General features: G+C 42.6%; 24 protein-coding genes. 18 read left to right on the forward strand and 6 right to left on the reverse strand.

Features of this window, described 5'->3' with window-relative positions; genetic code table 11:
• The first annotated feature begins 242 nt into the window (after positions 1-242).
• A complete protein-coding gene (locus tag LZG71_RS12095; protein WP_233820744.1) occupies positions 243-776 on the forward strand; it encodes a YceI family protein in 534 nt (177 codons plus the stop codon).
• Between the two features lie 69 nt (positions 777-845).
• On the opposite strand, the gene LZG71_RS12100 is transcribed toward LZG71_RS12095, so the two are convergent.
• The 3 genes from LZG71_RS12100 to LZG71_RS12110 are packed head-to-tail and all read right to left on the reverse strand — an operon-like array spanning position 846 to position 2,068.
• Positions 846-1,436, reverse strand: coding sequence for a hypothetical protein (locus tag LZG71_RS12100; RefSeq protein ID WP_233820746.1), 591 nt, complete (start codon positions 1,434-1,436; stop codon positions 846-848).
• Positions 1,423-1,896: an RNA polymerase sigma factor gene (locus tag LZG71_RS12105; protein WP_233820748.1), complete on the reverse strand. Its 474-nt coding sequence runs from the start codon at positions 1,894-1,896 to the stop codon at positions 1,423-1,425. Before LZG71_RS12105 ends, LZG71_RS12100 begins: the two co-directional genes overlap by 14 nt.
• Positions 1,886-2,068, reverse strand: a complete 183-nt coding sequence (locus LZG71_RS12110) for a hypothetical protein (RefSeq protein ID WP_233820750.1) — start codon at positions 2,066-2,068, stop codon at positions 1,886-1,888. Before LZG71_RS12110 ends, LZG71_RS12105 begins: the two co-directional genes overlap by 11 nt.
• Before the next feature lie 157 nt (positions 2,069-2,225).
• Between LZG71_RS12110 and LZG71_RS12115 the strand changes: the two genes are divergently transcribed.
• Genes LZG71_RS12115 through LZG71_RS12140 form a run of 6 tightly spaced genes read left to right on the forward strand, consistent with a single transcriptional unit; the run spans position 2,226 to position 6,693 of the window.
• Positions 2,226-2,849, forward strand: a complete 624-nt coding sequence (locus tag LZG71_RS12115) for a TetR/AcrR family transcriptional regulator (protein WP_233820752.1) — start codon at positions 2,226-2,228, stop codon at positions 2,847-2,849.
• 5 nt (positions 2,850-2,854) lie between these two features.
• Positions 2,855-3,208 (forward strand): DUF4260 domain-containing protein, encoded by a 354-nt coding sequence (locus LZG71_RS12120; protein ID WP_233820754.1) that lies wholly within the window; start codon positions 2,855-2,857, stop codon positions 3,206-3,208.
• A gap of 43 nt (positions 3,209-3,251) precedes the next feature.
• On the forward strand, positions 3,252-4,616 hold the full coding sequence (locus tag LZG71_RS12125; RefSeq protein ID WP_233820756.1) for a TolC family protein: 1,365 nt from the start codon (positions 3,252-3,254) through the stop codon (positions 4,614-4,616).
• Positions 4,613-5,191: an NAD(P)H-dependent oxidoreductase gene (locus tag LZG71_RS12130; RefSeq protein ID WP_233820758.1), complete on the forward strand. Its 579-nt coding sequence runs from the start codon at positions 4,613-4,615 to the stop codon at positions 5,189-5,191. Before LZG71_RS12125 ends, LZG71_RS12130 begins: the two co-directional genes overlap by 4 nt.
• A 7-nt stretch (positions 5,192-5,198) precedes the next feature.
• The gene (locus LZG71_RS12135) at positions 5,199-5,615 is read left to right on the forward strand and encodes a DUF3995 domain-containing protein (RefSeq protein WP_233820760.1); all 417 of its coding nucleotides are present in this window, start codon (positions 5,199-5,201) and stop codon (positions 5,613-5,615) included.
• Between the two features lie 19 nt (positions 5,616-5,634).
• Complete coding sequence (locus LZG71_RS12140) at positions 5,635-6,693, forward strand: efflux RND transporter periplasmic adaptor subunit (RefSeq protein ID WP_233820762.1); 1,059 nt, start codon at positions 5,635-5,637, stop codon at positions 6,691-6,693.
• A 5-nt stretch (positions 6,694-6,698) separates the two neighbouring features.
• On the opposite strand, the gene LZG71_RS12145 is transcribed toward LZG71_RS12140, so the two are convergent.
• Positions 6,699-7,037, reverse strand: a complete 339-nt coding sequence (locus LZG71_RS12145) for a type II toxin-antitoxin system PemK/MazF family toxin (protein ID WP_233820764.1) — start codon at positions 7,035-7,037, stop codon at positions 6,699-6,701.
• A 4-nt stretch (positions 7,038-7,041) separates the two neighbouring features.
• The gene (locus tag LZG71_RS12150; RefSeq protein WP_233820765.1) at positions 7,042-7,233 is read right to left on the reverse strand and encodes a hypothetical protein; all 192 of its coding nucleotides are present in this window, start codon (positions 7,231-7,233) and stop codon (positions 7,042-7,044) included.
• Positions 7,234-7,268: 35 nt separating this feature from the next.
• Between LZG71_RS12150 and LZG71_RS12155 the strand changes: the two genes are divergently transcribed.
• From LZG71_RS12155 to LZG71_RS12165, 3 genes are all read left to right on the forward strand, one after another.
• Positions 7,269-10,334: an efflux RND transporter permease subunit gene (locus LZG71_RS12155; RefSeq protein WP_233820766.1), complete on the forward strand. Its 3,066-nt coding sequence runs from the start codon at positions 7,269-7,271 to the stop codon at positions 10,332-10,334.
• A gap of 69 nt (positions 10,335-10,403) precedes the next feature.
• Entirely contained in the window at positions 10,404-10,637 is a 234-nt protein-coding gene (locus tag LZG71_RS12160; RefSeq protein WP_233820767.1) for a hypothetical protein, read from the forward strand.
• The gene (locus LZG71_RS12165; RefSeq protein WP_233820768.1) at positions 10,634-11,041 is read left to right on the forward strand and encodes an HNH endonuclease; all 408 of its coding nucleotides are present in this window, start codon (positions 10,634-10,636) and stop codon (positions 11,039-11,041) included. The genes LZG71_RS12160 and LZG71_RS12165 overlap by 4 nt, the downstream gene beginning before the upstream one ends.
• Before the next feature lie 28 nt (positions 11,042-11,069).
• On the opposite strand, the gene LZG71_RS12170 is transcribed toward LZG71_RS12165, so the two are convergent.
• Positions 11,070-11,780 (reverse strand): RDD family protein, encoded by a 711-nt coding sequence (locus tag LZG71_RS12170; protein ID WP_233820769.1) that lies wholly within the window; start codon positions 11,778-11,780, stop codon positions 11,070-11,072.
• 92 nt (positions 11,781-11,872) lie between these two features.
• Here LZG71_RS12170 and LZG71_RS12175 point away from each other — a divergent pair, with 92 nt between their 5' ends.
• From LZG71_RS12175 to LZG71_RS12210, 8 genes are all read left to right on the forward strand, one after another.
• Entirely contained in the window at positions 11,873-12,832 is a 960-nt protein-coding gene (locus LZG71_RS12175) for a stage II sporulation protein M (protein WP_233820770.1), read from the forward strand.
• A gap of 41 nt (positions 12,833-12,873) precedes the next feature.
• The gene (locus LZG71_RS12180; protein ID WP_233820771.1) at positions 12,874-13,752 is read left to right on the forward strand and encodes a hypothetical protein; all 879 of its coding nucleotides are present in this window, start codon (positions 12,874-12,876) and stop codon (positions 13,750-13,752) included.
• Between the two features lie 14 nt (positions 13,753-13,766).
• Positions 13,767-14,528: a DUF4129 domain-containing protein gene (locus tag LZG71_RS12185; protein ID WP_233820773.1), complete on the forward strand. Its 762-nt coding sequence runs from the start codon at positions 13,767-13,769 to the stop codon at positions 14,526-14,528.
• Positions 14,529-14,566: 38 nt separating this feature from the next.
• On the forward strand, positions 14,567-15,754 hold the full coding sequence (locus tag LZG71_RS12190; RefSeq protein ID WP_233820775.1) for a DUF4350 domain-containing protein: 1,188 nt from the start codon (positions 14,567-14,569) through the stop codon (positions 15,752-15,754).
• A gap of 143 nt (positions 15,755-15,897) precedes the next feature.
• Complete coding sequence (locus tag LZG71_RS12195) at positions 15,898-16,869, forward strand: MoxR family ATPase (RefSeq protein ID WP_233820777.1); 972 nt, start codon at positions 15,898-15,900, stop codon at positions 16,867-16,869.
• Positions 16,870-16,928: 59 nt separating this feature from the next.
• On the forward strand, positions 16,929-18,260 hold the full coding sequence (locus LZG71_RS12200) for a DUF58 domain-containing protein (RefSeq protein WP_233821083.1): 1,332 nt from the start codon (positions 16,929-16,931) through the stop codon (positions 18,258-18,260).
• A gap of 97 nt (positions 18,261-18,357) precedes the next feature.
• On the forward strand, positions 18,358-19,701 hold the full coding sequence (locus LZG71_RS12205; protein WP_233820779.1) for a neutral/alkaline non-lysosomal ceramidase N-terminal domain-containing protein: 1,344 nt from the start codon (positions 18,358-18,360) through the stop codon (positions 19,699-19,701).
• 117 nt (positions 19,702-19,818) lie between these two features.
• Positions 19,819-20,901 (forward strand): Gfo/Idh/MocA family protein, encoded by a 1,083-nt coding sequence (locus LZG71_RS12210; RefSeq protein WP_233820781.1) that lies wholly within the window; start codon positions 19,819-19,821, stop codon positions 20,899-20,901.
• The last annotated feature ends 29 nt before the right edge of the window (positions 20,902-20,930 follow it).

Raw genomic sequence — 20,930 nt, forward strand, 5'->3', positions numbered from 1 at the left:
TGTGTCCTAAAAATCACGTGCCAATAATTTAACGATTTGGTTTTCAGAGGGGGTATGTGGCTCACTGCATCGATTCTTTTTTATAGGCTATTGAATATTTCTATTGTTATAAAATCCTTCGTTTTTTATGATCAAAACTGGGTTATTTATTTCTCAGCGATCATCTGTGTTGAATTTGCTCGGAACGAATTTTTTACCTAATTTTTAAAAATTAATCGTTTTAGGTTCAAATTTCAATTCATATGGCAATTACAAAATGGGCCGTAGATCCGGCACACTCCGATGTTCAGTTTAAGATCAGACATTTAGTGATCTCGACAATTACCGGTTCTTTCAAGAATTTTGAAGGAGGCGCAACGTCTGACCAAAATAATTTTGAAAACGCAGAAATACATTTTTCTCTTGACGTGAAGAGTATAGACACCAACGTGGAAATGAGAGATACGCACTTGAAATCAGCAGACTTTTTTGACGCAGAACAGTTTCCACATATTACTTTTCAGTCCAATTATTTTCATAAGGTAAAAGGTGACAATTATAAGCTGGCTGGTTTACTGACTTTAAAAGGCATAACCCAACCGATCGAGCTGGATGCGGAATATGGTGGGGCACAGCGTGATGCGGAAGGGAACATCCGTGTAGGTTTTGAAGTAGAAGGTCGCCTTAGCCGCCAGGAATTTGGTTTAAACTACCGTCAACTCACCGATTCGGGCGAATTGCTCATTGGTGAAGATGTGAAGCTTATTGCCAACATCCAGCTTGTGAGGCATGAATAAGAGGTTTTGAAGATTGAGTTGTCAAGAATACTTCCCCATGAACTTCGGTAGTTTTGGGGAAGTATTTTTTTATGAAAGTTGCCCCGTTACCTTTTCGAGATTTTTGATGATCGCACTTATTTTCTCCTGTTGCTTCCGAACGATTCTCGGTTTCAGATACACCCAGTTGAACAATATCCAGGTAAAAGTAACGATATAGGTAATTATTCCGGCTGTCAGTGACATTTTTCTGGTGTATTCAATCATGTGAAGCAATATGCCCGCACCCAGTGCAATGAAATACAGGGTCATAATGCTGGTTCCGATTTTAAGTTGCTTTTCTTTTACTTCAATAAGCAAAGACAAATAATGAGCGGTATCCAAAGAGCTGTCGGCATCTTTCAGTAACAACCGCAGCAGCCCGCTGGAAGAGATAAGAAAAAACACAATAGACAGGATGATAAACGCAACACCAATTCTGGTTGTGGGGAGTTCGGGTTTTATGTAATAACCAATGGTAGCAATGACAATAATGGTTGCCAGACCCAAAAACATCGCCAGCAACAATTGATTACGACTCTTATTTTTAATTTTTAATGCTGATTTTAACAGCAGTTCAGTATCAGGCTGTGGAACGGGTACTTGCTTGTTCCACAGGTTTTTTAAGTTATCTGCGTCCATGAGAACTGAATTTTAATATTAGTTTTTCTTTGATACGATGTACTCTTACTCTGACATTTGCATCAGTCATCCCGACCACTCTCGCTATTTCTGCCTGTGGTAATTCTTCCAGTTCCATGGAAATAATGAGGCGGTCTATCTCCTGTAATTCTGAAATGTATTGATAGAGCAACTGCACATTTTCATCTGGTGCCGGTTCTTCTTTTACGGCTAATTGAGCAGGGAAATCATCTCGTCGAAGTCGCTTTGTTTTCTCAATCTGGCGCAGACAATGATTGGCTGCGATGCGGTACATCCAGGTTCCGATGGATGATTCATTCCTGAATTTTGGTAACTGCTGCCAAACCGTGATAAATGTTTCCTGTGCAATATCCTGAGCCAGATCCCGGTCATTTACATATCCCATGCAAACCCGGAATATCTTGTTCCAGTAGCTTTTATATATTTCTTCAAAAGTCATATGGCGGGAATGTAATTGTTTCCTGACTGCTGGTGAATGCAATCATATTTAACTCTTTGGTCAGGCCAAGGTTATGAAGATTGCTTTTGTCAGGTTGGCTCTTGTATAATCTTATGACTACCGACCAAAATGAAACAAAAATGATGAATAGGGCAGTGAGTATTGTCTTCATGATGTATGTTTTTTCGTATTGGATACTTCTGGGTCCAAAATGTTACACATCTCTGAAAATTAATTTCAATATTTCTCCTTTAAGATAAGAAATGTGATGAACGGTTTGTTTTTATTAAACACTGTTTATTATATTTGCCATGTTAATAAAAAGCAACATGGGAATTACAGAGAGGAAGGAAAGAGAGCGGGAGGAAATGCGTGAACTGATTTTGCAGGGAGCGCAGAAACTGTTTTTAGAAAACGGTTATGAGAAAACAAGCATACGTGGAATTGCCGATACGATCGAATACAGCCCGGCAACGATATACCTGTATTACAAAGACAAAAATGAATTGCTGCTTGCCTTACATGTGAAGGCGTTTGAGAAAATGATGGAGGAATTTGCAATGGTTACCACTATTGAAGATCCCTTTGAAAGATTGACCTCGTTGGGAAGCCAGTACATTAAATTTGCTGTTGGAAATCCTGAGTTATACGATCTCATGTTTATTATGCAGGCACCCATTGAGGCACTTACCTGCAAAGATGAGGTGTGGGAAGACGGGATGAAGTCATTCGATTTTCTGAGGTTAGTTTACGCTGATTGTGTAGGTGCAGGATATTTCAGACCGGAACTGGATTTGGACACAGTCTGTCTGACTATCTGGAGTTTCATGCACGGGCTCATCACAATATACCTTAAAAAAAGAATGGATATGTTTGAAGATAACCGACAGATGGAGCGCATGCAGGAATCGTTTCAGTTGTTTGTTGAAATGATGAAAGTTTCTTTAAAATAAAAAATATGAAACTGCTGCTTAAACTGGAAGAATTTGCTGAGCTGCTGCTTGCCATTTTCGTTTTTTCATATCTCGATTTCGCATGGTGGTGGTTCCCGGCATTGCTTCTTGTGCCGGATTTAAGCATGATCGGTTATGCAGTCAACACAAAAGTAGGCGCAACCCTGTATAACTTTTTTCACCACAAAGGTTTGGGAATTGCAGTGGGTATAGCCGGTTTCATGGTAGGTAATCAACAACTGATGTTAGCAGGAACCGTTCTCTTTGGTCATTCTGCCATGGACAGATGTTTCGGTTACGGCCTGAAATACTCCGACAGTTTCAAGAACACTCATTTAGGAGAAATTGGGAAGTCTTAAAAAAAATTTGCAGTAGCACTAAACGCTGTTCATTAAATTAGTCATGATTAATAAAATATTACTTCTAATCACTATTCTACCTCTTTTCGCTCAGGCTCAGAAGTCTGATGTTTTGGAGAATTATGTGGAGGAGGGTTTGCAGAACAACCTCTCACTGCATCAGGAATCGCTGGAAATTAAAAAGGCCATGGAGGTGATTCGTCAGGCGAAGGCACTTTTTTATCCAAGGCTTTCCTTCAATCCGACTTATTCCTATGCAGCTGGTGGACGTCGGTTGAATTTCCCGGTAGGCGATTTGTTAAATCCTGCATATAAGTCACTAAATGAACTGACGGGTACCAATCAGTTTCCCACCAACATCGAAAACGTAAACGAACTGCTGGCTCCAACCAACTTCCATGACACCAAAGTAAATGTCCAGTATTCGATCTATAATCCGGAAATAAAATATAACTATCTGATTCAAAAAAGCCTCTTGTCAGCTCAGGAAGCGAAGAAAAAGGTGGTGGAGAATGAATTGAGATACAACATAGAAACGGCTTATTACCAATATCTGCAATCACTGGAAGCTGTCAAAATTCTGGATAACAGCGCTGCGGTATTGGGTGAACTCGTGAAGCTGAACAAAAAGCTGGTCGCCAACAATACGGCTACAAAGGATGTGGTGTTTTCTTCGGAATACGAAGCAAGCAAACTTGTACAACAAAAAATAGAAGCCGGGAATAATTCCCGTGTCGCAAGAGCATACTTTAATTTTTTACTGAATCGGGACCTCGCTAATGACATCATCATAGATTCCACATTGATTAATGCGGACATGATAGATTTTGGTGGGGGGGATCAGTTGACAGAGTTAAAAGAGAAAGCAAAAGCAGGCAGAGGTGAATTAAAGCAATTCGATATGTCGATAGAAGCAGCGCGCCACGCCATTACATTGCAGCAAAAAGCGGCTTCGCTTCCTTCTCTGTTCGTCGGTGGTAATGCCGGTTTCCAGGGCTATGGATATACATTCAAAAACCAGGCTTATATGATCATGCAGGCCGGTTTGCAGTGGGATATTTTCAAAGGGTTTGAGAGAAAATCAAAAATTCAGCAGGCTAAAATACAGGCTGATTTACTTCAAACGAAAAAAACGGATACAGAAAAACAGATAGAATTGCAGACCACGCAGGCTTACTACGATTTTGTATCCGCAGGTGAAGCGCAAAAAGCTTCGCATGATGGCATGTTGAATGCTTCGCAGTATTTCAAGGTAGTCGACAGTCGCTACCGAAACGGTAATTTGTTGCTGATAGAATACATTAAAGCGCAAAACGACGTGCAGACGGCCCGCTTGCAACAGGTGATTACAAAATACGATGTACTGATCAAAAGATCGGTTCTTGACAAAATAACCGTAGAACCATGAAAAAGATATTGATCATCAACGCACATCCGGATCTGGTAAGTTACAGTTCCGCGCTGGTAGCTGCGTATAAGAAGGGAGCGTTAGCTTCAGGAGCTGAGGTAAGGGAAATTGCCATCGCAGAATTAAGTTTCAATCCTAATCTGCAATATGGATACCGCCAACGCGTGGAACTGGAACCCGACTTACTTGAAGCAAGGGAGAAAATTCTTTGGGCAGAACATCTGGTTTGGGTGTATCCCATTTGGTGGGGTGGCTGGCCTGCTTTGCTCAAAGGATTCATAGACAGGGTTTTCTTACCAGGTTTTGCATATAAATACCGCGAAAATTCGGTTTGGTGGGATAAGTTGCTTGCAGGTAGGAGCGGACATGTGATCAATACGCTCGACCAGCCACCCTGGTATTATTGGCTTATCAATGGCAGACCGGGATATCATGCAATGAAAAAAATGGTGCTTGAATTTTCCGGTATCAAGCCTGTACGTACCACGTTTTTTGGTCCGGTGCGGAATTCAACTGATGCAACCCGTGCGAAGTGGTTACAGAAAATAGAGAAGTTAGGAAGTCAATTTAAATAGTAGTGTCATGCTATTTGCAATGATCAATTCTTTGTTTTTACTAAGTATCAGTGCCATCCATTTTTATTGGGCCGCTGGTGGAAGAGTCGGGATAAATGCTGCGGTTCCTCATGATAAAGGTGCTCCGTTATTTCAACCAGGTATTGTAGCAACCTTGCTTGTGGCCCTATTTTTGGCTTGTGCGGCTTTTTTCTATTTGATTAAAGTATCGGTTTTAAAGGTTGATTTGCCCATAATCATAGACCATTTTGGAGCCTGGTTTTTGGGGGTGATATTTCTTTTTCGAGCCATTGGTGAGTTCCGTTATGTTGGTTTTTTTAAGAAAATTGAGGGTTCGCGATTTGCGAATCTTGACAGCAGGTATTACTCACCGTTATGTGTATTACTTGCGCTCAATTCATTTTTAGTTGCTATTTATTATTAATCGTTTAACAGATGTTACGATGAAGATTTTGTTTAAAAGGTTTGTCAAATATAAAGCGGTAGCACTGATGATGTTGCTAATGTGGAGCTGTGGAGAGAAGAAGCCAGAAGAGCAGCAACTAGCTGACGAAACGGTCATTCCGGTAAAAATCACCAACGTTGAATCTGAAACAAGAGCCGAACCGATCCGTGTTGCGGGCACAGTTGCCTCTTCGGAAGAAGCAAGACTGTCGTTTAAGGTTGGAGGTATTGTTTCGAAGGTTTTTGTGAGAGAAGGGCAAACCGTGAGAAAAGGGCAGCTACTCGCAGTATTGGATATGACCGAAATTGATGCGCAGGTGAATCAGGCGACGTATTCGGCCGAGAAATCGGAGCGTGATATGAAACGTGTACAAAACATGTTGAAAGATACGGCAGCAACTTTGGAGCAATTGCAAAATGCAACCACTGGTTTTGACGTGTCTCAGCAGAACCTGAAAATAGCACAATTCAATCAGTCTTATGCCAAAATAATCTCTCCTATTGACGGAACGGTTACCCGCAAACAGATCAACGAAGGAGAGTTTGCAGGACCGGGTACGCCTGGTTTGATCATCACATCGAGCCGCAGGAATGACTGGGTGATGCGCGTGAATATTTCGGATAAAGATTGGGCAAGATTGAAACTGGGCGACAAGGCCAATGTACAGCTGGATGCTTATCCCGAAGAAACTTTTACAGGCACCGTTACCAATCTGGCACAGTCGGCTGATCCGGTAAGTAAATTGTACCAGGCAGAAGTAAAAATAGATCCTGCCGGAAAACGATTTGCAACGGGATTGTATGGAAAAGCCGAGTTGGTATCATCCCAAAATCGTCAATACGCAGTCATTCCCGTTGAGGCGGTGATTGAAGGAAACGGAAATAAAGGATTCGTTTTTGTCAATGAAAATGGAAAAGCAAAGCGAATACCAATCACAATAGGTTATCTGGACGGCGATAAGGTGTTGGTTTTACAAGGATTGGAAAATGTAAAAGAAGTGATTACGTCTGGTTCAGCTTTCTTAACAGATTCGTCCTCTCTGAGCATTAAAAAGTAAGAATTTTAGCTGATAAGTTTCAACAGGGCGTCGGCCAATGATTTTAGAAATGGAGGGTTGACAGAAGTGATGCGGCTGATGATCAGAGATTCATTTAACAAAAACACTTTGTGCACACGAACGAAGCTTTTGAGCGGCAACGGATTGCCCACAAAATCGGAATCATTAATTGGAATGGAGAGATGGTCGCCCTTAACCTGACTTGTGATTTGAACCAAAAGATAATCTCCTGTGGCATTTATAGTGTCATTGGAAATAACAAGTGCAGGTCTTTTTTTGGTTTGGGAAATGTCGGTAAATGGGAATTGTACGGCTACAATATCTCCACGCTGATATAGTGCCATGAGATTAGATCAATTTATCCCAACGCTGATCCTCTTCGCTTTCCCATTCCTCAGAAAGTGCAGGTTCAGAAAGCATGCTGGTTTCATCGATTTTTATTAACCGTTTCACAATAGAAATTCCATCGATCTTATGAAGCTGTTTTTCTATTGTTTCGATATCAACGTTCTCACGAACAGTAACTAACAAAGTTTCCATCTCAATTGGGATTTTAACAATAATACAAAAAGAAAATGAATATTTCTGAATTTTCGGTCAAGAACTGGCAGTTTATGCTGGTGATGTTTATTGGGGTTGTGGCGCTTGGGTTGAACTCACTTTTCAATATGCCAAGAGGTGAAGATCCCGAGTTTTTCGCACCTTCATTTGCCATCGTGTATGTATATCCGGGGACTGATGCACTGGATATGGAAGAGCTGGTGGTGGACAAAGTTGAGAAAAAACTGACAGCGCTTGAAAACGTAAATAACATCAAAACCAACGTGGATGATGGTCTGGCGGTGGTGGTGATCGAATACGATTACAGCGAAGATCCCGATGAGAAATATCAGGAACTGATCAGGGAAGTGGGAGCGCTTGCAGCCGAATTGCCCAAGGATATTTTCCGTACAGAAATACGCAGGTTTTCTCCAACGGATGTAAACATTGTACAGGTTGCGTTGGTGTCGGAAACGGCGTCAAACAAAGAATTGGGAGATAAAGCCGATGATCTGAAAGATGAGCTTTCGAAAATTAAAAGTCTGAAAAGCGTAGAAAACTGGGGTTATCCAGCCCGGACGGTTCGTATTTCATTGAATCTTGAAAAAATCGCCCTTGAAGGTGTGCCGGTCAACCAGATTATACAGGCGTTGCAGGCTGAAAACTATAACATTCCGGGTGGAAGCATTCAGGCAAATACCCGAAAATTTAACGTAAAAACATCGGGAGATTACAAGTCGCTCGGCGAAATCAGGAAAACCATTGTAGCCAGTACGGGCTTTGGTACACCTTCTCAAAAGATCATTTATTTATCCGATGTGGCTACCGTGGATTATGATGAAGCAGAGGAATCGCACATTACAAGACTAAACGGACATCGGAGCGTGCTTGTAACGGCTGCGCAAAAAGAAGGGCAGAATATAGAACAGGTCGGTAAAATGCTGAATCCGGTTATCACCAAATTTGAAAAAACACTTCCCTCTCATATCAAATTGATCAAGAGTTTTGACCAGTCGGAAAGTGTAAGTAAAAGGCTGGGGCGTTTTGCCAAGGATTTTGCCATTGCCATTTTCCTGGTTTCGCTCACCTTACTTCCGCTGGGTTTCCGGGCGGCGCTGGTGGTAATGATCTCCATTCCGTTTTCACTCGCTATGGGTTTGGCGGCTATCGATTATCTCGGTTTTAGTATCAATCAGCTGAGTATTGTAGGGTTGATCGTTTCGCTGGGAATTCTGGTTGACGACTCCATTGTGGTGGTGGAAAACATCGAACGCTGGATGCGGGACGGTTATCCGAAACGGGAAGCGGCTGTGAAAGCTACGAAGCAGATCACTCTGGCTGTGATTGGCTGTACGGTTACACTGGTTCTGGCATTCTTGCCACTCAATTTTTTGCCAGAAGCATCAGGAGATTTCATCCGCAGCTTACCTATGGCAGTGAGTATGACCATCATTGCATCCATGATTGTTTCACTTACCATTGTTCCGTTTCTGAGCAGCCGTTTGTTGAAAGAATCGCACAATCCGGAAGGCAATATCTTTATGCGATCTCTTAAAAAGGTGATCAGCGGTTCGTATAGCAAGTTGCTGCATTGGGCACTGATTAATCCTTTCCCAACCTTGGGCCTTGCGGTTGTATTGTTCGTGGGTTCTTTGGGCCTTACCAAAGTGATCGGCTTTTCACTTTTCCCAAAATCAGAAAAACCAATGTTCCTGATCACGATGGAAACACCGGATGGAACAGCATTGTCGGAGACGGATCGTGTGGCCAGGTTTGTGGAGCAGGAAGTAAAAAAGCTGCCGGAGATTCGCTACATCACAACCAATGTTGGAAAGGGCAATCCGAGAATTTACTACAACGTGATACAGCGTTCGGACGCTACAAATTACGCCGAGTTTTTTGTGCAGTTGCAGGACATGAAGCCTTCTGAAAAGGAATTGATCATTGAAAATCTCAGAACGCGGTTTGCTAATGTAGTGAACGCAAAAGTTGAAGTTAAGGATTTTGAACAAGGGCCAAATACGGAAGCGCCTGTTGCCATACGAATATTCGGCGAGGATCTGGATAAGCTGCGAACCGCTGCGGCAGGGGTGGAAAAAGTGCTGAAAGGCACAGCCGGGACGATTTACGTGAACAACCCGATTGCAAACAGAAAAACGGATATTCGGGTGAAAATAAACAAAGAGAAGGCGAGCCTGCTGGGTATTTCGGTTGCCGAGGTAAACCGAACGATCAGGCTGGCGGTGGCCGGGCTAAATATCGGTATTTTTAAAGATGAAGAAGGCGATGATTATGCCATTAATCTCACCATGCCAAAAGGAAAAGTAGCGGACCAAAGTGTTTTGAATAACCTATATGTGAATACGCTGACGGGAACTTCGGTACCACTGAAACAGATCGCTGATCTGCAATTTGAAAGTGCAGTAAGCCAGATCCGCCATTACGATCAGGATCGCTATGTGACGGTTTCGGCTTATGTGAAAAAAGGCTTTTTGGTGGATAATGTTTATAATCAGATCATTGCCAAGCTGGATAAATATCAGTTCCCCGAAGGTTTTACGTACAAAGCAGCCGGTGAGCTTGAAGCGCGTGAAAAGTCGTTTGGCGGATTGGGTACCATTATTCTCATTACAGCATTCGGTTTCCTGGGTGTACTCGTTTTGGAATTCGGGACTTTCAAAAGCTCGTTGATTGTGTTATCCGTCATTCCGTTAGGCATCATTGGCGCACTTTCAGCTTTGTTTTTGGTTGGTTATCCGTTGTCGTTCGTAGCAATTATCGGACTTATAGCGCTTATTGGTATTGAAGTGAAAAACTCCATATTGCTGGTAGATTTTACCAATCAGCTCAGGGCAGAAGGTATGTCGCTGATTGATGCGATACAGGAAGCAGGTGAAATACGGTTTGTACCGATTGTATTGACTTCGTTAACTGCCATCGGTGGCCTTATTCCACTGGCTATTGAAGGTAACCCGCTCTATTCTCCGCTGGCCTGGGTGTTGATCGGAGGTTTGATCAGCTCCACACTTTTATCCCGGATCGTAACGCCGGTTTTGTATAAGTTGCTGCCGCCGAGGGTGGAGGTGAACGATACCTTGTGAATTTAGAAAATGGAGATGTTGTAAAGTGTTACTTTCCTACTTATATTTAATTCTTAAAATAGGATAAATATGAAAGCATATGATGAGCTAGTGGATTTTCTGGCTGCCGGAACAACCCCGGAAAGGGTTTTGATGTTTAAGCCATCTAATGAATCATCTCTACGCGTTCGTGAACTGATCCAAAAGGAAAAAATAGATAAATTGAATGATGATGAGCGTTCGGAATTGGAGAGCTATTTTCAATTGGAGCATTTAATGCGTTTGACCAAAGCTCGTGCCCATAGCTATGTTAGGCATCAATGAGTATTCCCTACTTAATTAGAAAGCAAGTAGCTGAACTTGCTAAACATAGATGTGAGTACTGTCTTATTCACGAAGATGATACTTATTTTGGTTGTGAGATAGATCATATTATAAGTTTGAAACACCAAGGGGATTCTACTTTGGAAAACCTTGCATTCGCATGTATGACATGCAATAGGTTTAAGGGCAGTGATTTAGGAAGTTTGTCCGCTGACGGGAATTTAATAGGATTTTTTAATCCGAGAAAGCATCTTTGGAATGACCATTTTTACATTGAAAATAACGAGATAATTCCGCTAACGGAAATTGGGAAGGTTACCGTAAAAATTTTCCGATTTAATGACGGTGAAAGGAAAATAGAAAGAGAAGAACTTCAAAAGATTGGACATTATCCCAAAATGTGATTTTTTTTAAAATTTAGATATAGAGACCTCACTCCTCAGAATTAGCATAAAAATTGTAATCATTCACAACCTGCCATAAAAAGTCCCTCCCATGTTCGAGGCTGTTTACACCAAGAATCGCTTCGATTTTATGCATGGTCGTTTCAATCAGCTCTTCGTTGTTACTTGCAAGTACTTTGCGAATCGTGCGGATGTCTTTATCAGTAAGCTCTACCACAGCCGGGTATTTGGGTTGATAATTTTCGTCCTGATCAGGCGTGAGGATGTGTTCAAGTTTGATGGTTGGCTGCGTTTTTATAACCGCCGTTCCCCCGGCAATATCTCCCACACGTTGCCCTTTTCCGTTGATTGCGATGGTGAGTATGGCTATAATTCCTGAAAAAATACTGATGTCTACAATTGATAAAAGCCAGCGCAGTAGGTAGGAGCTCAGTGTGGCTTTGCTGCCATCCAAGCGGATCACTTTTATTTTAAGCGCCATTTTTCCTACTGTTTGTCCATCCAGAAAATACTCGCAAAGTAACGGGCAAAGCATAATGGGTAACAACATGGCTCCGGTAAATAGCCAGGTTTCGGAAAAGGCTCCTCCATTACCGATGATGCCTTTTATGCCTACCACGGTAAGAATCCAGCCAAAGTACACGGCGTAGTCCACCAGCTGTGCCAGAATACGATCACCTATACTTGCAATCTCATAGTCGACCCCAACATTTTGGGCGGTATCAATCTGTAAACTCATTCACGCAAAAGTTTGTCAGGAGAAAAATTCCTATATCTTGCAAGAAAAATAGTGTAATCCTTCTTACTTTCCAATTCCGCAGTAGCCGCCTTATGAAAGAAGCAGTTTTTGTGAAACGTAATTCGGAACGTTGGAAATCTTATGAAGAGCATGTTACCGAAGATCCCGACGAGCTTACTTCCCGCTTCGTTTCCCTTACCGACGATCTGTCTTACGCGAGAACATTTTATCCTGGTTCGCCGGTATTGAAATACCTCAACGGACTCGCTTCGCAGCTGCATCGTAAATTGTACAGCAATCAGCGGGAGGATAGGGGAAGGATCAAAAGCTTCTGGATGTACGAATTACCGTATGTTGCTTTTCAGGCAAGATACAATCTGCTTTATGCCTTTCTGTTCTTCACAATCGCGTTTTCTATTGGCAGTGTCTCTGCCGCAAATGACGAAACTTTTGTAAGACTGATTTTGGGTGATGGCTATGTAAACCAGACTTTGGAGAACATAAAACAGGGCGATCCGCTGGCTATCTACAAGTCAGCTTCGCAGGCCGATATGTTTCTTGCCATTACCGTCAATAACATTCGTGTATCGTTTATGGCATTTGCCGCCGGATTGCTCTTTTCTGCCGGCACATTGTATGTAATGGTTCAAAATGGCATCATGCTGGGCGCTTTTCAGTACTTCTTTTTTGAAAAAGGACTTCTGATGCAATCCGTACTTAAAATATGGATTCATGGAACGCTGGAAATTTCAGCAATTATTATTGCCGGAGCGGCAGGTTTGCTCATAGGGAATAGTCTGCTTTTTCCGGGTACATTTTCTCGTCTGGAGTCATTTAAAGCAGGAGCAAAAAAAGGATTGAAACTTGCAGTTGGGCTTGTGCCTGTTTTTGTTACAGCTGGTTTTTTGGAAAGCTTTGTAACCCGGCTCACTTTGCCAGTCTGGGCGAGCTGCTCCATCATAGGCATATCTGCGATTTTCATCATTTGGTATTTCGTCATTTACCCGCAAAGGCTTTATGGCGACCAAAACGATTCTGAAGAGAATATCTAAATATTTGTAAACGAATTGATTACATCATTTACCACATCCACATGACAACTGATCAACCTATTGTACTGCTGCAACAAAGGGATTTTGGACAAAAGATCAATGCATCTTTCGATTTTGCGATTAAGAACCTCGGGCCATTGGCCAAAAGTATCATGTTCATCGCAGGTCCTCCCGCACTTTTGTCAGGTATTGCGCAGGGAATGTATCAGTCCCGATTACTGACAGCCGGAATTCAGAAAAATTCAATGGAATCGCTGTATCAGTATCTGACGCTGGAATATTTTTTAGTGGTATTGTTAAGTTCGGTAACCTACTTTCTCTGCTATGCGGCGGTAAGTTCTTTCATGGTTTTGTACGAAGAAAAAGGGTTAGGATCAAAAATTACTCCCGGTGATGTTTGGCAAAAAATTGTTGAGAATCTTTCAGTGTCAATCACCTCTTCGATACTGGCTCTGTTTGCAATTCTGATCGGTTTGGTATTTTTTATTATACCGGGAATCTACCTGGCAGTTTGTTTTCAGCTTTATCTGATGGTTGTTATTCGTGAAAAATCGTCAGCCACAGATTCACTGAGTCGTAGCCGTAAACTCGTGGATGGAAAGTGGTGGTCTACATTTGGGCTGGTGATGATCATGTCCATTATTGCAGGTATCATCTCCATTGTGTTTCAATTTCCCGTACTGCTTGCAACCATCCTGACTACTCTTGGATTAGGAAACGGTATTGCCGGTTCTCCCGTTGTGTTGATCATCGCCAGCATCATTTCAATTGTGGGGGCCAATTTTGTAAATGGGCTGGTATGGATCGCCGTTGGTTTTCAATACTATAATCTGGTTGAAAGACGTGATGGATCGGGGCTGAGATCAGAAATCGAATCGCTAGGTAGTGGTGAAGTTCAGAGACCAGGCGAAGAATTCTAAAAATTGAGAAAGTGATGACGGTGGATTTCGGTCGAATTTCCATATTGAAATGGTTTCACTCCAACAGAAGTTTACAGCTACTGTTGGCATTTCTGGTATTTGGCACCCATTCCCCTATTTTTGCTCAAAAGGATTCTCTGAAAACCTATAAGGAGGATCAGAGCAGGATTGTGCCGACATATCCCGCGCCCGCAAGTCTGGAAAAATACAGGAACGATCGAGCCTACAATTATGAGGATATCTCTGCGCCAGCAACAAATCCGCTTCAAAAATGGATTGACTGGCTGATGCGGAAAATTAATGCCTTTTTTACTTCGAAGTCTTACGATAACTTTTGGCAGTATATCATCATGGCTGCAACGGCCTCTCTGGTTCTTTACCTGCTGTACAAAGCCAAAGTGCTGGATTATGTTTTCCCTTCAAAAAACGCGGGTGAATCGACGGAGTATATAGTTGGCCAGGAAAATATTCACGAGATTAACTTCGAAGAGGCAATTGGCAATGCACTGGGGCAAGGTGACTTTCGGCTTGCCATACGGCTTCAATATTTGAAAATACTCAAACTGTTAACTGTAAAAGAGCTCATTCACTGGAAGCCCAACCTGACCAACCAGAGCTATGTGCAGGAGCTCGAAAAAACACTGCACCACCATGATTTTACAGAAATTACAAGATATTTTGAGTTTGCCTGGTATGGCGATTTTGACGTTAGCGAGGCAGGTTTTAAAGAAATGAAGGAGTTTTCAGATTCGTTTGTGAGCAAGGTAGGAGCCTGATTACGCAGGATGTTTTAGATTGAATTTGTGTAGATAATATGTTTTTTAATCTCAACCGGTATTGGCTTTTTTTGTTTCTGATAGTCCTGAGTTACGGGCTGTTTGAATACTACCGTCCCAAACCGGTCGACTGGCGGGATTCCTATTCCAATAAGGATAAAATTCCTTACGGAGCTGAGGTGATATACGACTTGCTACCTGAACTCGTAGGCGGGCAAAAAATAGAAAGCCTGAGAATACCGCCTTACAACCATCTTGAAAAAAATAAAAGCACGGAGAAAAGCAGTTACGTTTTTATCAAACCAGAATTTAAAATTGATAAAAACGACCAAAATGCATTGCTGAAATATGTTGAGAAAGGGAATGTGGTGTTCATCTCTGCTTATGATTTTCCATCCGATTTTCTGGATACGTTGGGGATAAAAGCTCCCCGACACAAGCCTTCGTTGAAGGATACAGCCAAATATGTGCATTTTGTAAATCCTTTATTGAGGGATAAAAGAGGTTTCATTTTCTCAAAAGATGACGGCAGTAATTATCTCGAAATGGCCAAATCGGCCAACGCTACTGTTCTTGCGGTAAATGAGGATAAAGAACCCGTTTTTATCAGGTTGGATAGGGGTAAAGGACAATTCTATATTCACAATCTGGCGTTGGCATTCACCAATTATTACGTACTCAATCCCAAGACGAACAAACATGCTTTCCAGGCACTTTCCTATTTGCCAAAACAACCGGTTTATTGGGATGAATACCAAAAACAGGGACGTTTTGGCGAAAATGAACATTCTGTGTTCAGATACATTGTAACTACGCCCGGGCTCAAAACAGCCTATGTTCTCGCATTGGTCGGTTTGGTGCTGTACGCGGTATTTTCCGGGAAGCGCCGTCAAAGAGTAATTCCGATCGTGAATGCTCCGAAAAATGTTTCGCTTGAATTTGTCAAAACCATTGGTAACATGTATTACCGAAAAGGTGATCATGCCAACATGGCGGGAAAACTGGCTCAGCATTTCTGGATATATATCCGTGAAAGATTTGGTATCAATTCGGCGAGATTTGAGGAAAATGAATTGATAGAAACAATTTCCGGGAAAAGTGGATTGTCTCAGTCCGAAACCGAGGCATTGGTTGGAGAGCTTAATGACGAGAATAGCAAATGGACAGGGAAAAGACTGGTGGAATTAAATCAATCTCTCGAAGATTTTTACGAACGAACAAGGTAATCCCGGTCTGAACGCTATTTAGCGGTCTGAACGGAAGAAGACAATAGCTTGCCCAAAGGGCATTCATCCTTCACCATCGGGTTATTTACCCGATGAAAAATGACGGATGATATGAGACAGACGATTTACAGACATCACAGCATATGGAATTCACAAACAGGATAGAACTTGCAGAGCTGGAAGCAGCCGTAAAGAAAATTAAAGCCGAAATCGGGCAGATCGTAATTGGCCAGCAGGCTACGATAGAATACATGTTGGCAGCTTTGCTCGCTGATGGTCATATTTTGCTGGAAGGTGTACCCGGCGTAGCCAAAACTCTGATGGCGAAGGTGATCGCAAAAACGATAGATGTTGATTTTGGCAGGATACAATTTACGCCGGATTTGATGCCTTCGGATGTATTGGGAACGTCGCTTTACAATTCAAAAAATACCGAATTTGAGTTTAAAAAAGGACCAGTATTTGCTAACATCCTTTTGGTAGATGAAGTGAACCGGGCTCCTGCCAAAACGCAATCTGCTCTGTTTGAAGTGATGGAAGAACGGCAGGTAACGGTGGATGGGGTTACATATCCAATGGCTGAACCTTTCCTGATATTGGCAACGCAAAATCCGGTGGAGCACGAAGGGACATACCGTTTGCCTGAGGCGCAGCTGGACCGATTCCTTTTTAAACTCAATATTGGATATCCATCAGCAACAGAGGAAACCGAAATCCTGAAAGGTCACAATGAACGCAGAAGATTGGGTGACGCGGTTAATGCTGTGGTTGCGGTTATTTCTTCGGAGCAATTGTCGGCATTGAGAAATATTATTCTGCAAGTGCATGTAGAAGAAAAATTGCTGGAATACATCGTCAAAATCGTTGGAGCAACCCGGTCTCATCCCTCCTTATTTCTGGGAGCATCACCCCGTGCTTCGGTGGCTTTGCTCAATAGTTGTAAAGCGCTTGCAGCCTTGCGGGGGAGGGATTTTATCACGCCTGACGATGTACAGGAACTTGCATATCCCGTGTTACGCCATCGCATTATTCTCACTCCTGAGCGGGAAATGGAGGGTGCAACTCCCGATGATATGATCCGCCTGATCCTCGAAAAAGCTGAGGTGCCCAGGTAAGTTTTAGATATAACGTCAATGGTTTACAATAGCTTACCGCTATTCTCAAAATGATTCTGATCCGGTTTTTAAAATCACTGTATTTCACCAAAACGTTTTGGGTAGTCTGGACTGCCCTGATCGCCGGTTTTGTAATTGCCTACATTTTTCCATGGCTGTTACCGGTGTTCAATGTGCTTTTGGCGATCGTGATTTTGTTGGTAGCTGCGGATGTTTTTGTTCTGTATAAAACCAAAACAGGACTTTTTGCAAGAAGAAACGTTGCCGACCGGCTTTCTAACGGAGACGAAAATCCGGTGACGATTTATCTTGAAAACCGTTATTCTTTTCAGGTTCATGTTGAGGCCATCGATGAAGTGCCGCACCAGTTTCAAAGACGTGATATTGTGTTTGAAGCAAAATTGCCTGCATTTTCAGAGAAGCAGATTCATTATACACTTCGTCCGGTGAAACGTGGGGAATATGAATTCGGGCATATCAATGTTTTCGCATTAACACCTCTGAAATTAATCAAACGAAGATTCCAGTTTGAAGACAGCAAAACAACATCAGTTTATCCTTCCTATCTTCAAATGCGACAATATGCTCTGCTTGCAGTGGCCAATCGCCTGAGTGAGGCCGGTGTGAAGCGGATCAGAAAAGTAGGACATTCGATGGAGTTTGATCAGGTACGGAATTATGTTCCGGGCGACGACAGGCGGTCGGTTAACTGGAAAGCTACCGCAAGGCGGGGCGATGTGATGGTGAATGCTTTTCAGGACGAAAAACAGCAAACCGTATTTTGCCTGATCGATAAAGGACGTGTGATGCAGTCGCCTTTTGAAGGGCTTACCTTGTTGGATTACGCCATCAACGCGACTTTGGTGTTGAGTAATATCGCTTTATTGAAAGAAGATAAGGCGGGCTTAATCACATTCTCGGATACATCCGGACAAGTTGTGCCCGCAGATAGAAGAACGGGGCATTTGCAAAAGATACTGGAAGTGTTGTACAGACAAAAAACGAGGTTTCTTGAAACGGATTATGAACGACTTTGTATTGTAGCAAGACAGCACATCCGTCAGCGGAGTTTGTTATTGCTCTTTACCAATTTTGAAACACTTGAAGCATTACAACGGCAACTTCCCTATTTGCGGAGGCTTGCAAAGGACCATCTGCTTGTGGTAATTATCTTTGAAAATACGGAGACAAAACAGTTACTCAATCACCCGGCGACAGATCTCGAACAGGTTTATCTGAAAACAATCGCGCAACGGTTTTTCTATGAAAAAAAGAGAATAGCCGCTGAACTTACCCGCTACGGGATCCAGTCTATACTGACATCCCCGCAACAGCTTTCTGTCAATACCATCAATAAATATCTTGAATTGAAAGACCGCGGAGCCTTGTAACCTGCGGCAGGCAAACTTCGTATATGGTACTACAATTGGCCCGGTTATAAAAATTCCTTCTTTATCTTTACGACCTTATCCTATATCCAATGCTCAGATGAAATTCTTTAAAATCCTCCTGAAACTAATCGGCGCCCTTTTCCTGATCCTGCTGCTTGCCATTGCCACCATGATCACCACGATGGACAAGACGCCATATCAGCAAATGTCATATTACAAGGAATGGAAGGGGTTAATTAGCAAGATAAAGAAGGACACAACATCATCATCAACATTCAGAGTAGGGTGGTCAAAGGTGAACATTACCCCAGCTGCGCCAACACCAATGGCGGGATATGGCAACCGTCGAGGAAGGGAATATACTTCCGTGCACGATTCCGTATATGTCCGGGCAATTGTAATTGACAATGGAATTAGTCAGGCAGCGATCGTGTCTGCGGATCTGCTGATTATTCCTCCGACTGTTACCCGAATATTACAGACCAAATTAACTGAAAAGGAGATACCATTTGAGAAGGTGTTTTTCGGAGCAACACATACGCACAATAGCGTAGGAGGTTGGGGGACGGGGATTTCCGGATTGTTTTTTTCGGGAAAACATGATCCAAAAGTAGCAGAGCGACTTGCCGATGCCATATTTCAGGCTATCGTGAAAGCCAAATCGCAGATGGAACCTGCCCGGTTAACTTACATGGAATCCAAAGATACGCTAGACATCAGAAATCGTTTGGTCGGTGATGAAGGCGGTGTGGATCCCGAAGTACGATCGATTGGATTTGTAACGGAAAGCGGAAAAAAAGCGGTGTTGAGTTCCTATGGCGCACATTCCACCATCATGCAATCCAAAAACATGGCATTGTCGCGCGATTACCCCGGTGTGCTTGTGGATTCATTGGAAAACGGACGATACAATTTTGCAATGTACATGGCAGGAGCGGTAGGCAGTATGGGCCCGATAGAAAAGGGAACAGACGATTTTGACGAAATGAAAAATCAGGCATTTGGGGTGCAACAGGCACTTCTGGCTTCTGATACAGTTCCTCAAAATGACAAAGCCATATTGCAGGCTATCACAATTCCATTGCCTTTAAGAGAGCCCTCACCACGGCTTACCATGGATATTGTACTGCGTCCCTGGGCCTTTAAAAAGGCTTTTGGCGAATATCCTGTATTTGTAAAAGCGCTTCGCATTGGTAACATTCTTATGGTGGGAATGCCCTGTGATTTTTCTGGCGAACTGGTAGGCGGGCTTGATGCCTATGCAAAAACAAAAGGACTTGACCTGATGGTAACCAGTTTCAATGGCGCGTATATTGGCTACATTACCCACGATAAGTATTTTGACCGTGATCTTTACGAAACCAAAACCATGAGCTGGTATGGCCCTTACAACGGTACATATTTGCAGGAAGTAACCCGTGATATTATTGATCGCATGTAGGTATTGGCGATCCGTAATTGTTCATATCAACTTCTTTTCTGTGAAGGGTAATTAAACTTACTGCTTTTGCCGCTTTGTGATCAAGTATCTTAATTTGATCACTTATCCTGAACCTGTATGAAAACTGTCATTCTGCTGCTTTGTATTCTGATTACTTCTCAAATTTTTGCCCAAAAACCGGTGAGGCTTGCTATTGCAGGGTTAAGTCACGGGCATGTGGGTTGGGCTTTTAATAGAAATGATAAAAAGGATACCCAACTGGTGGGGATTTACGAAACCAATCAGGAGTTGGTAGATCGGTTTGCTGAAAAATACAAACTGGATAAAGGTCTGTTTTTTAATGACTTGAATAAAATGCTGGACCAGGCAAAACCAGATGCGGTTTCTGCTTTTGGGCCTATCAATGAGCATATTACGGTCGTTCGGGCTTGTGCTCCTCGGAAAATACATGTGATGGTTGAAAAGCCTTTGGCAACAACATTGGCCGATGCCCGTGAAATCGAGAAACTGGCGAAACAGAATTCGATTCAGGTGCTTACAAATTTTGAAACTTCCTGGTATGCCAGTAATCAGTATGTAAATGAACTGTTGCAGGATGGCAAACTGGGCGAGATCAGAAAAGTGATGGTGAATGATGGGCATCAGGGACCAAAGGAAATTGGTGTCGGGAAAGAGTTTCTGGATTTTTTGACCGACCCTGTTAAAAACGGGGCAGGTGCACTGAATGATTTTGGCTGTTACGGAGCAAACCTGATGACTTGGTTACTGAAAGGAGAAAAACCGCTTACGGTTACAGCTGTTACACACCAGAATAAACCGGATATTTATAAAAAGGTAGACGACGAAGCCACAATTATTTTACAATATCCCAAAGCGCAATGTGTGATTCAGGCTTCATGGAACTGGACTTTTGCGAGGAAAGACATGGAGGTGTTTGGTACAAAGGGATACGCGGTGGCTGTGAATCCAGCCACAATCCGGCAACGGTTACAGGAGAAATCTCCGGAAGAAACAATAAAAATTGACCCAAGACCTGCTCCATTTACGGATCCGTTTTCTGTACTTGCAGATGTGGTGACGGGTAAATTGAAACTGGACGAAAATGATTTGTACGGATTGCCCATAAATGTGACCGTGGTAGAGATTCTGGAAGCAGCGAAACGATCAGCCCAAACCGGCAAAACGGTAAGTTTGAAATAAAGCGGAAATGTCCTCCGCTACTAAATAAT

This window comes from Dyadobacter sp. CY312 (assembly GCF_021390535.1).
Taxonomy (GTDB): domain Bacteria; phylum Bacteroidota; class Bacteroidia; order Cytophagales; family Spirosomataceae; genus Dyadobacter.

Coding starts and splice junctions, on each gene's coding strand:
- LZG71_RS12100 (WP_233820746.1), bottom strand. CDS start 1,436: ATGGACGCAGATAACTTAAAAAACCTGTGGAACAAGCAAGTACCCGTT.
- LZG71_RS12130 (WP_233820758.1), top strand. CDS start 4,613: ATGAAAAAGATATTGATCATCAACGCACATCCGGATCTGGTAAGTTAC.
- LZG71_RS12165 (WP_233820768.1), top strand. CDS start 10,634: ATGAGTATTCCCTACTTAATTAGAAAGCAAGTAGCTGAACTTGCTAAA.
- LZG71_RS12185 (WP_233820773.1), top strand. CDS start 13,767: ATGACGGTGGATTTCGGTCGAATTTCCATATTGAAATGGTTTCACTCC.
- LZG71_RS12105 (WP_233820748.1), bottom strand. CDS start 1,896: ATGACTTTTGAAGAAATATATAAAAGCTACTGGAACAAGATATTCCGG.
- LZG71_RS12160 (WP_233820767.1), top strand. CDS start 10,404: ATGAAAGCATATGATGAGCTAGTGGATTTTCTGGCTGCCGGAACAACC.
- LZG71_RS12145 (WP_233820764.1), bottom strand. CDS start 7,037: ATGGCACTATATCAGCGTGGAGATATTGTAGCCGTACAATTCCCATTT.
- LZG71_RS12095 (WP_233820744.1), top strand. CDS start 243: ATGGCAATTACAAAATGGGCCGTAGATCCGGCACACTCCGATGTTCAG.
- LZG71_RS12125 (WP_233820756.1), top strand. CDS start 3,252: ATGATTAATAAAATATTACTTCTAATCACTATTCTACCTCTTTTCGCT.
- LZG71_RS12195 (WP_233820777.1), top strand. CDS start 15,898: ATGGAATTCACAAACAGGATAGAACTTGCAGAGCTGGAAGCAGCCGTA.
- LZG71_RS12115 (WP_233820752.1), top strand. CDS start 2,226: ATGGGAATTACAGAGAGGAAGGAAAGAGAGCGGGAGGAAATGCGTGAA.
- LZG71_RS12135 (WP_233820760.1), top strand. CDS start 5,199: ATGCTATTTGCAATGATCAATTCTTTGTTTTTACTAAGTATCAGTGCC.
- LZG71_RS12210 (WP_233820781.1), top strand. CDS start 19,819: ATGAAAACTGTCATTCTGCTGCTTTGTATTCTGATTACTTCTCAAATT.
- LZG71_RS12175 (WP_233820770.1), top strand. CDS start 11,873: ATGAAAGAAGCAGTTTTTGTGAAACGTAATTCGGAACGTTGGAAATCT.
- LZG71_RS12155 (WP_233820766.1), top strand. CDS start 7,269: ATGAATATTTCTGAATTTTCGGTCAAGAACTGGCAGTTTATGCTGGTG.
- LZG71_RS12180 (WP_233820771.1), top strand. CDS start 12,874: ATGACAACTGATCAACCTATTGTACTGCTGCAACAAAGGGATTTTGGA.
- LZG71_RS12110 (WP_233820750.1), bottom strand. CDS start 2,068: ATGAAGACAATACTCACTGCCCTATTCATCATTTTTGTTTCATTTTGG.
- LZG71_RS12150 (WP_233820765.1), bottom strand. CDS start 7,233: ATGGAAACTTTGTTAGTTACTGTTCGTGAGAACGTTGATATCGAAACA.
- LZG71_RS12120 (WP_233820754.1), top strand. CDS start 2,855: ATGAAACTGCTGCTTAAACTGGAAGAATTTGCTGAGCTGCTGCTTGCC.
- LZG71_RS12190 (WP_233820775.1), top strand. CDS start 14,567: ATGTTTTTTAATCTCAACCGGTATTGGCTTTTTTTGTTTCTGATAGTC.
- LZG71_RS12205 (WP_233820779.1), top strand. CDS start 18,358: ATGAAATTCTTTAAAATCCTCCTGAAACTAATCGGCGCCCTTTTCCTG.
- LZG71_RS12170 (WP_233820769.1), bottom strand. CDS start 11,780: ATGAGTTTACAGATTGATACCGCCCAAAATGTTGGGGTCGACTATGAG.
- LZG71_RS12140 (WP_233820762.1), top strand. CDS start 5,635: ATGAAGATTTTGTTTAAAAGGTTTGTCAAATATAAAGCGGTAGCACTG.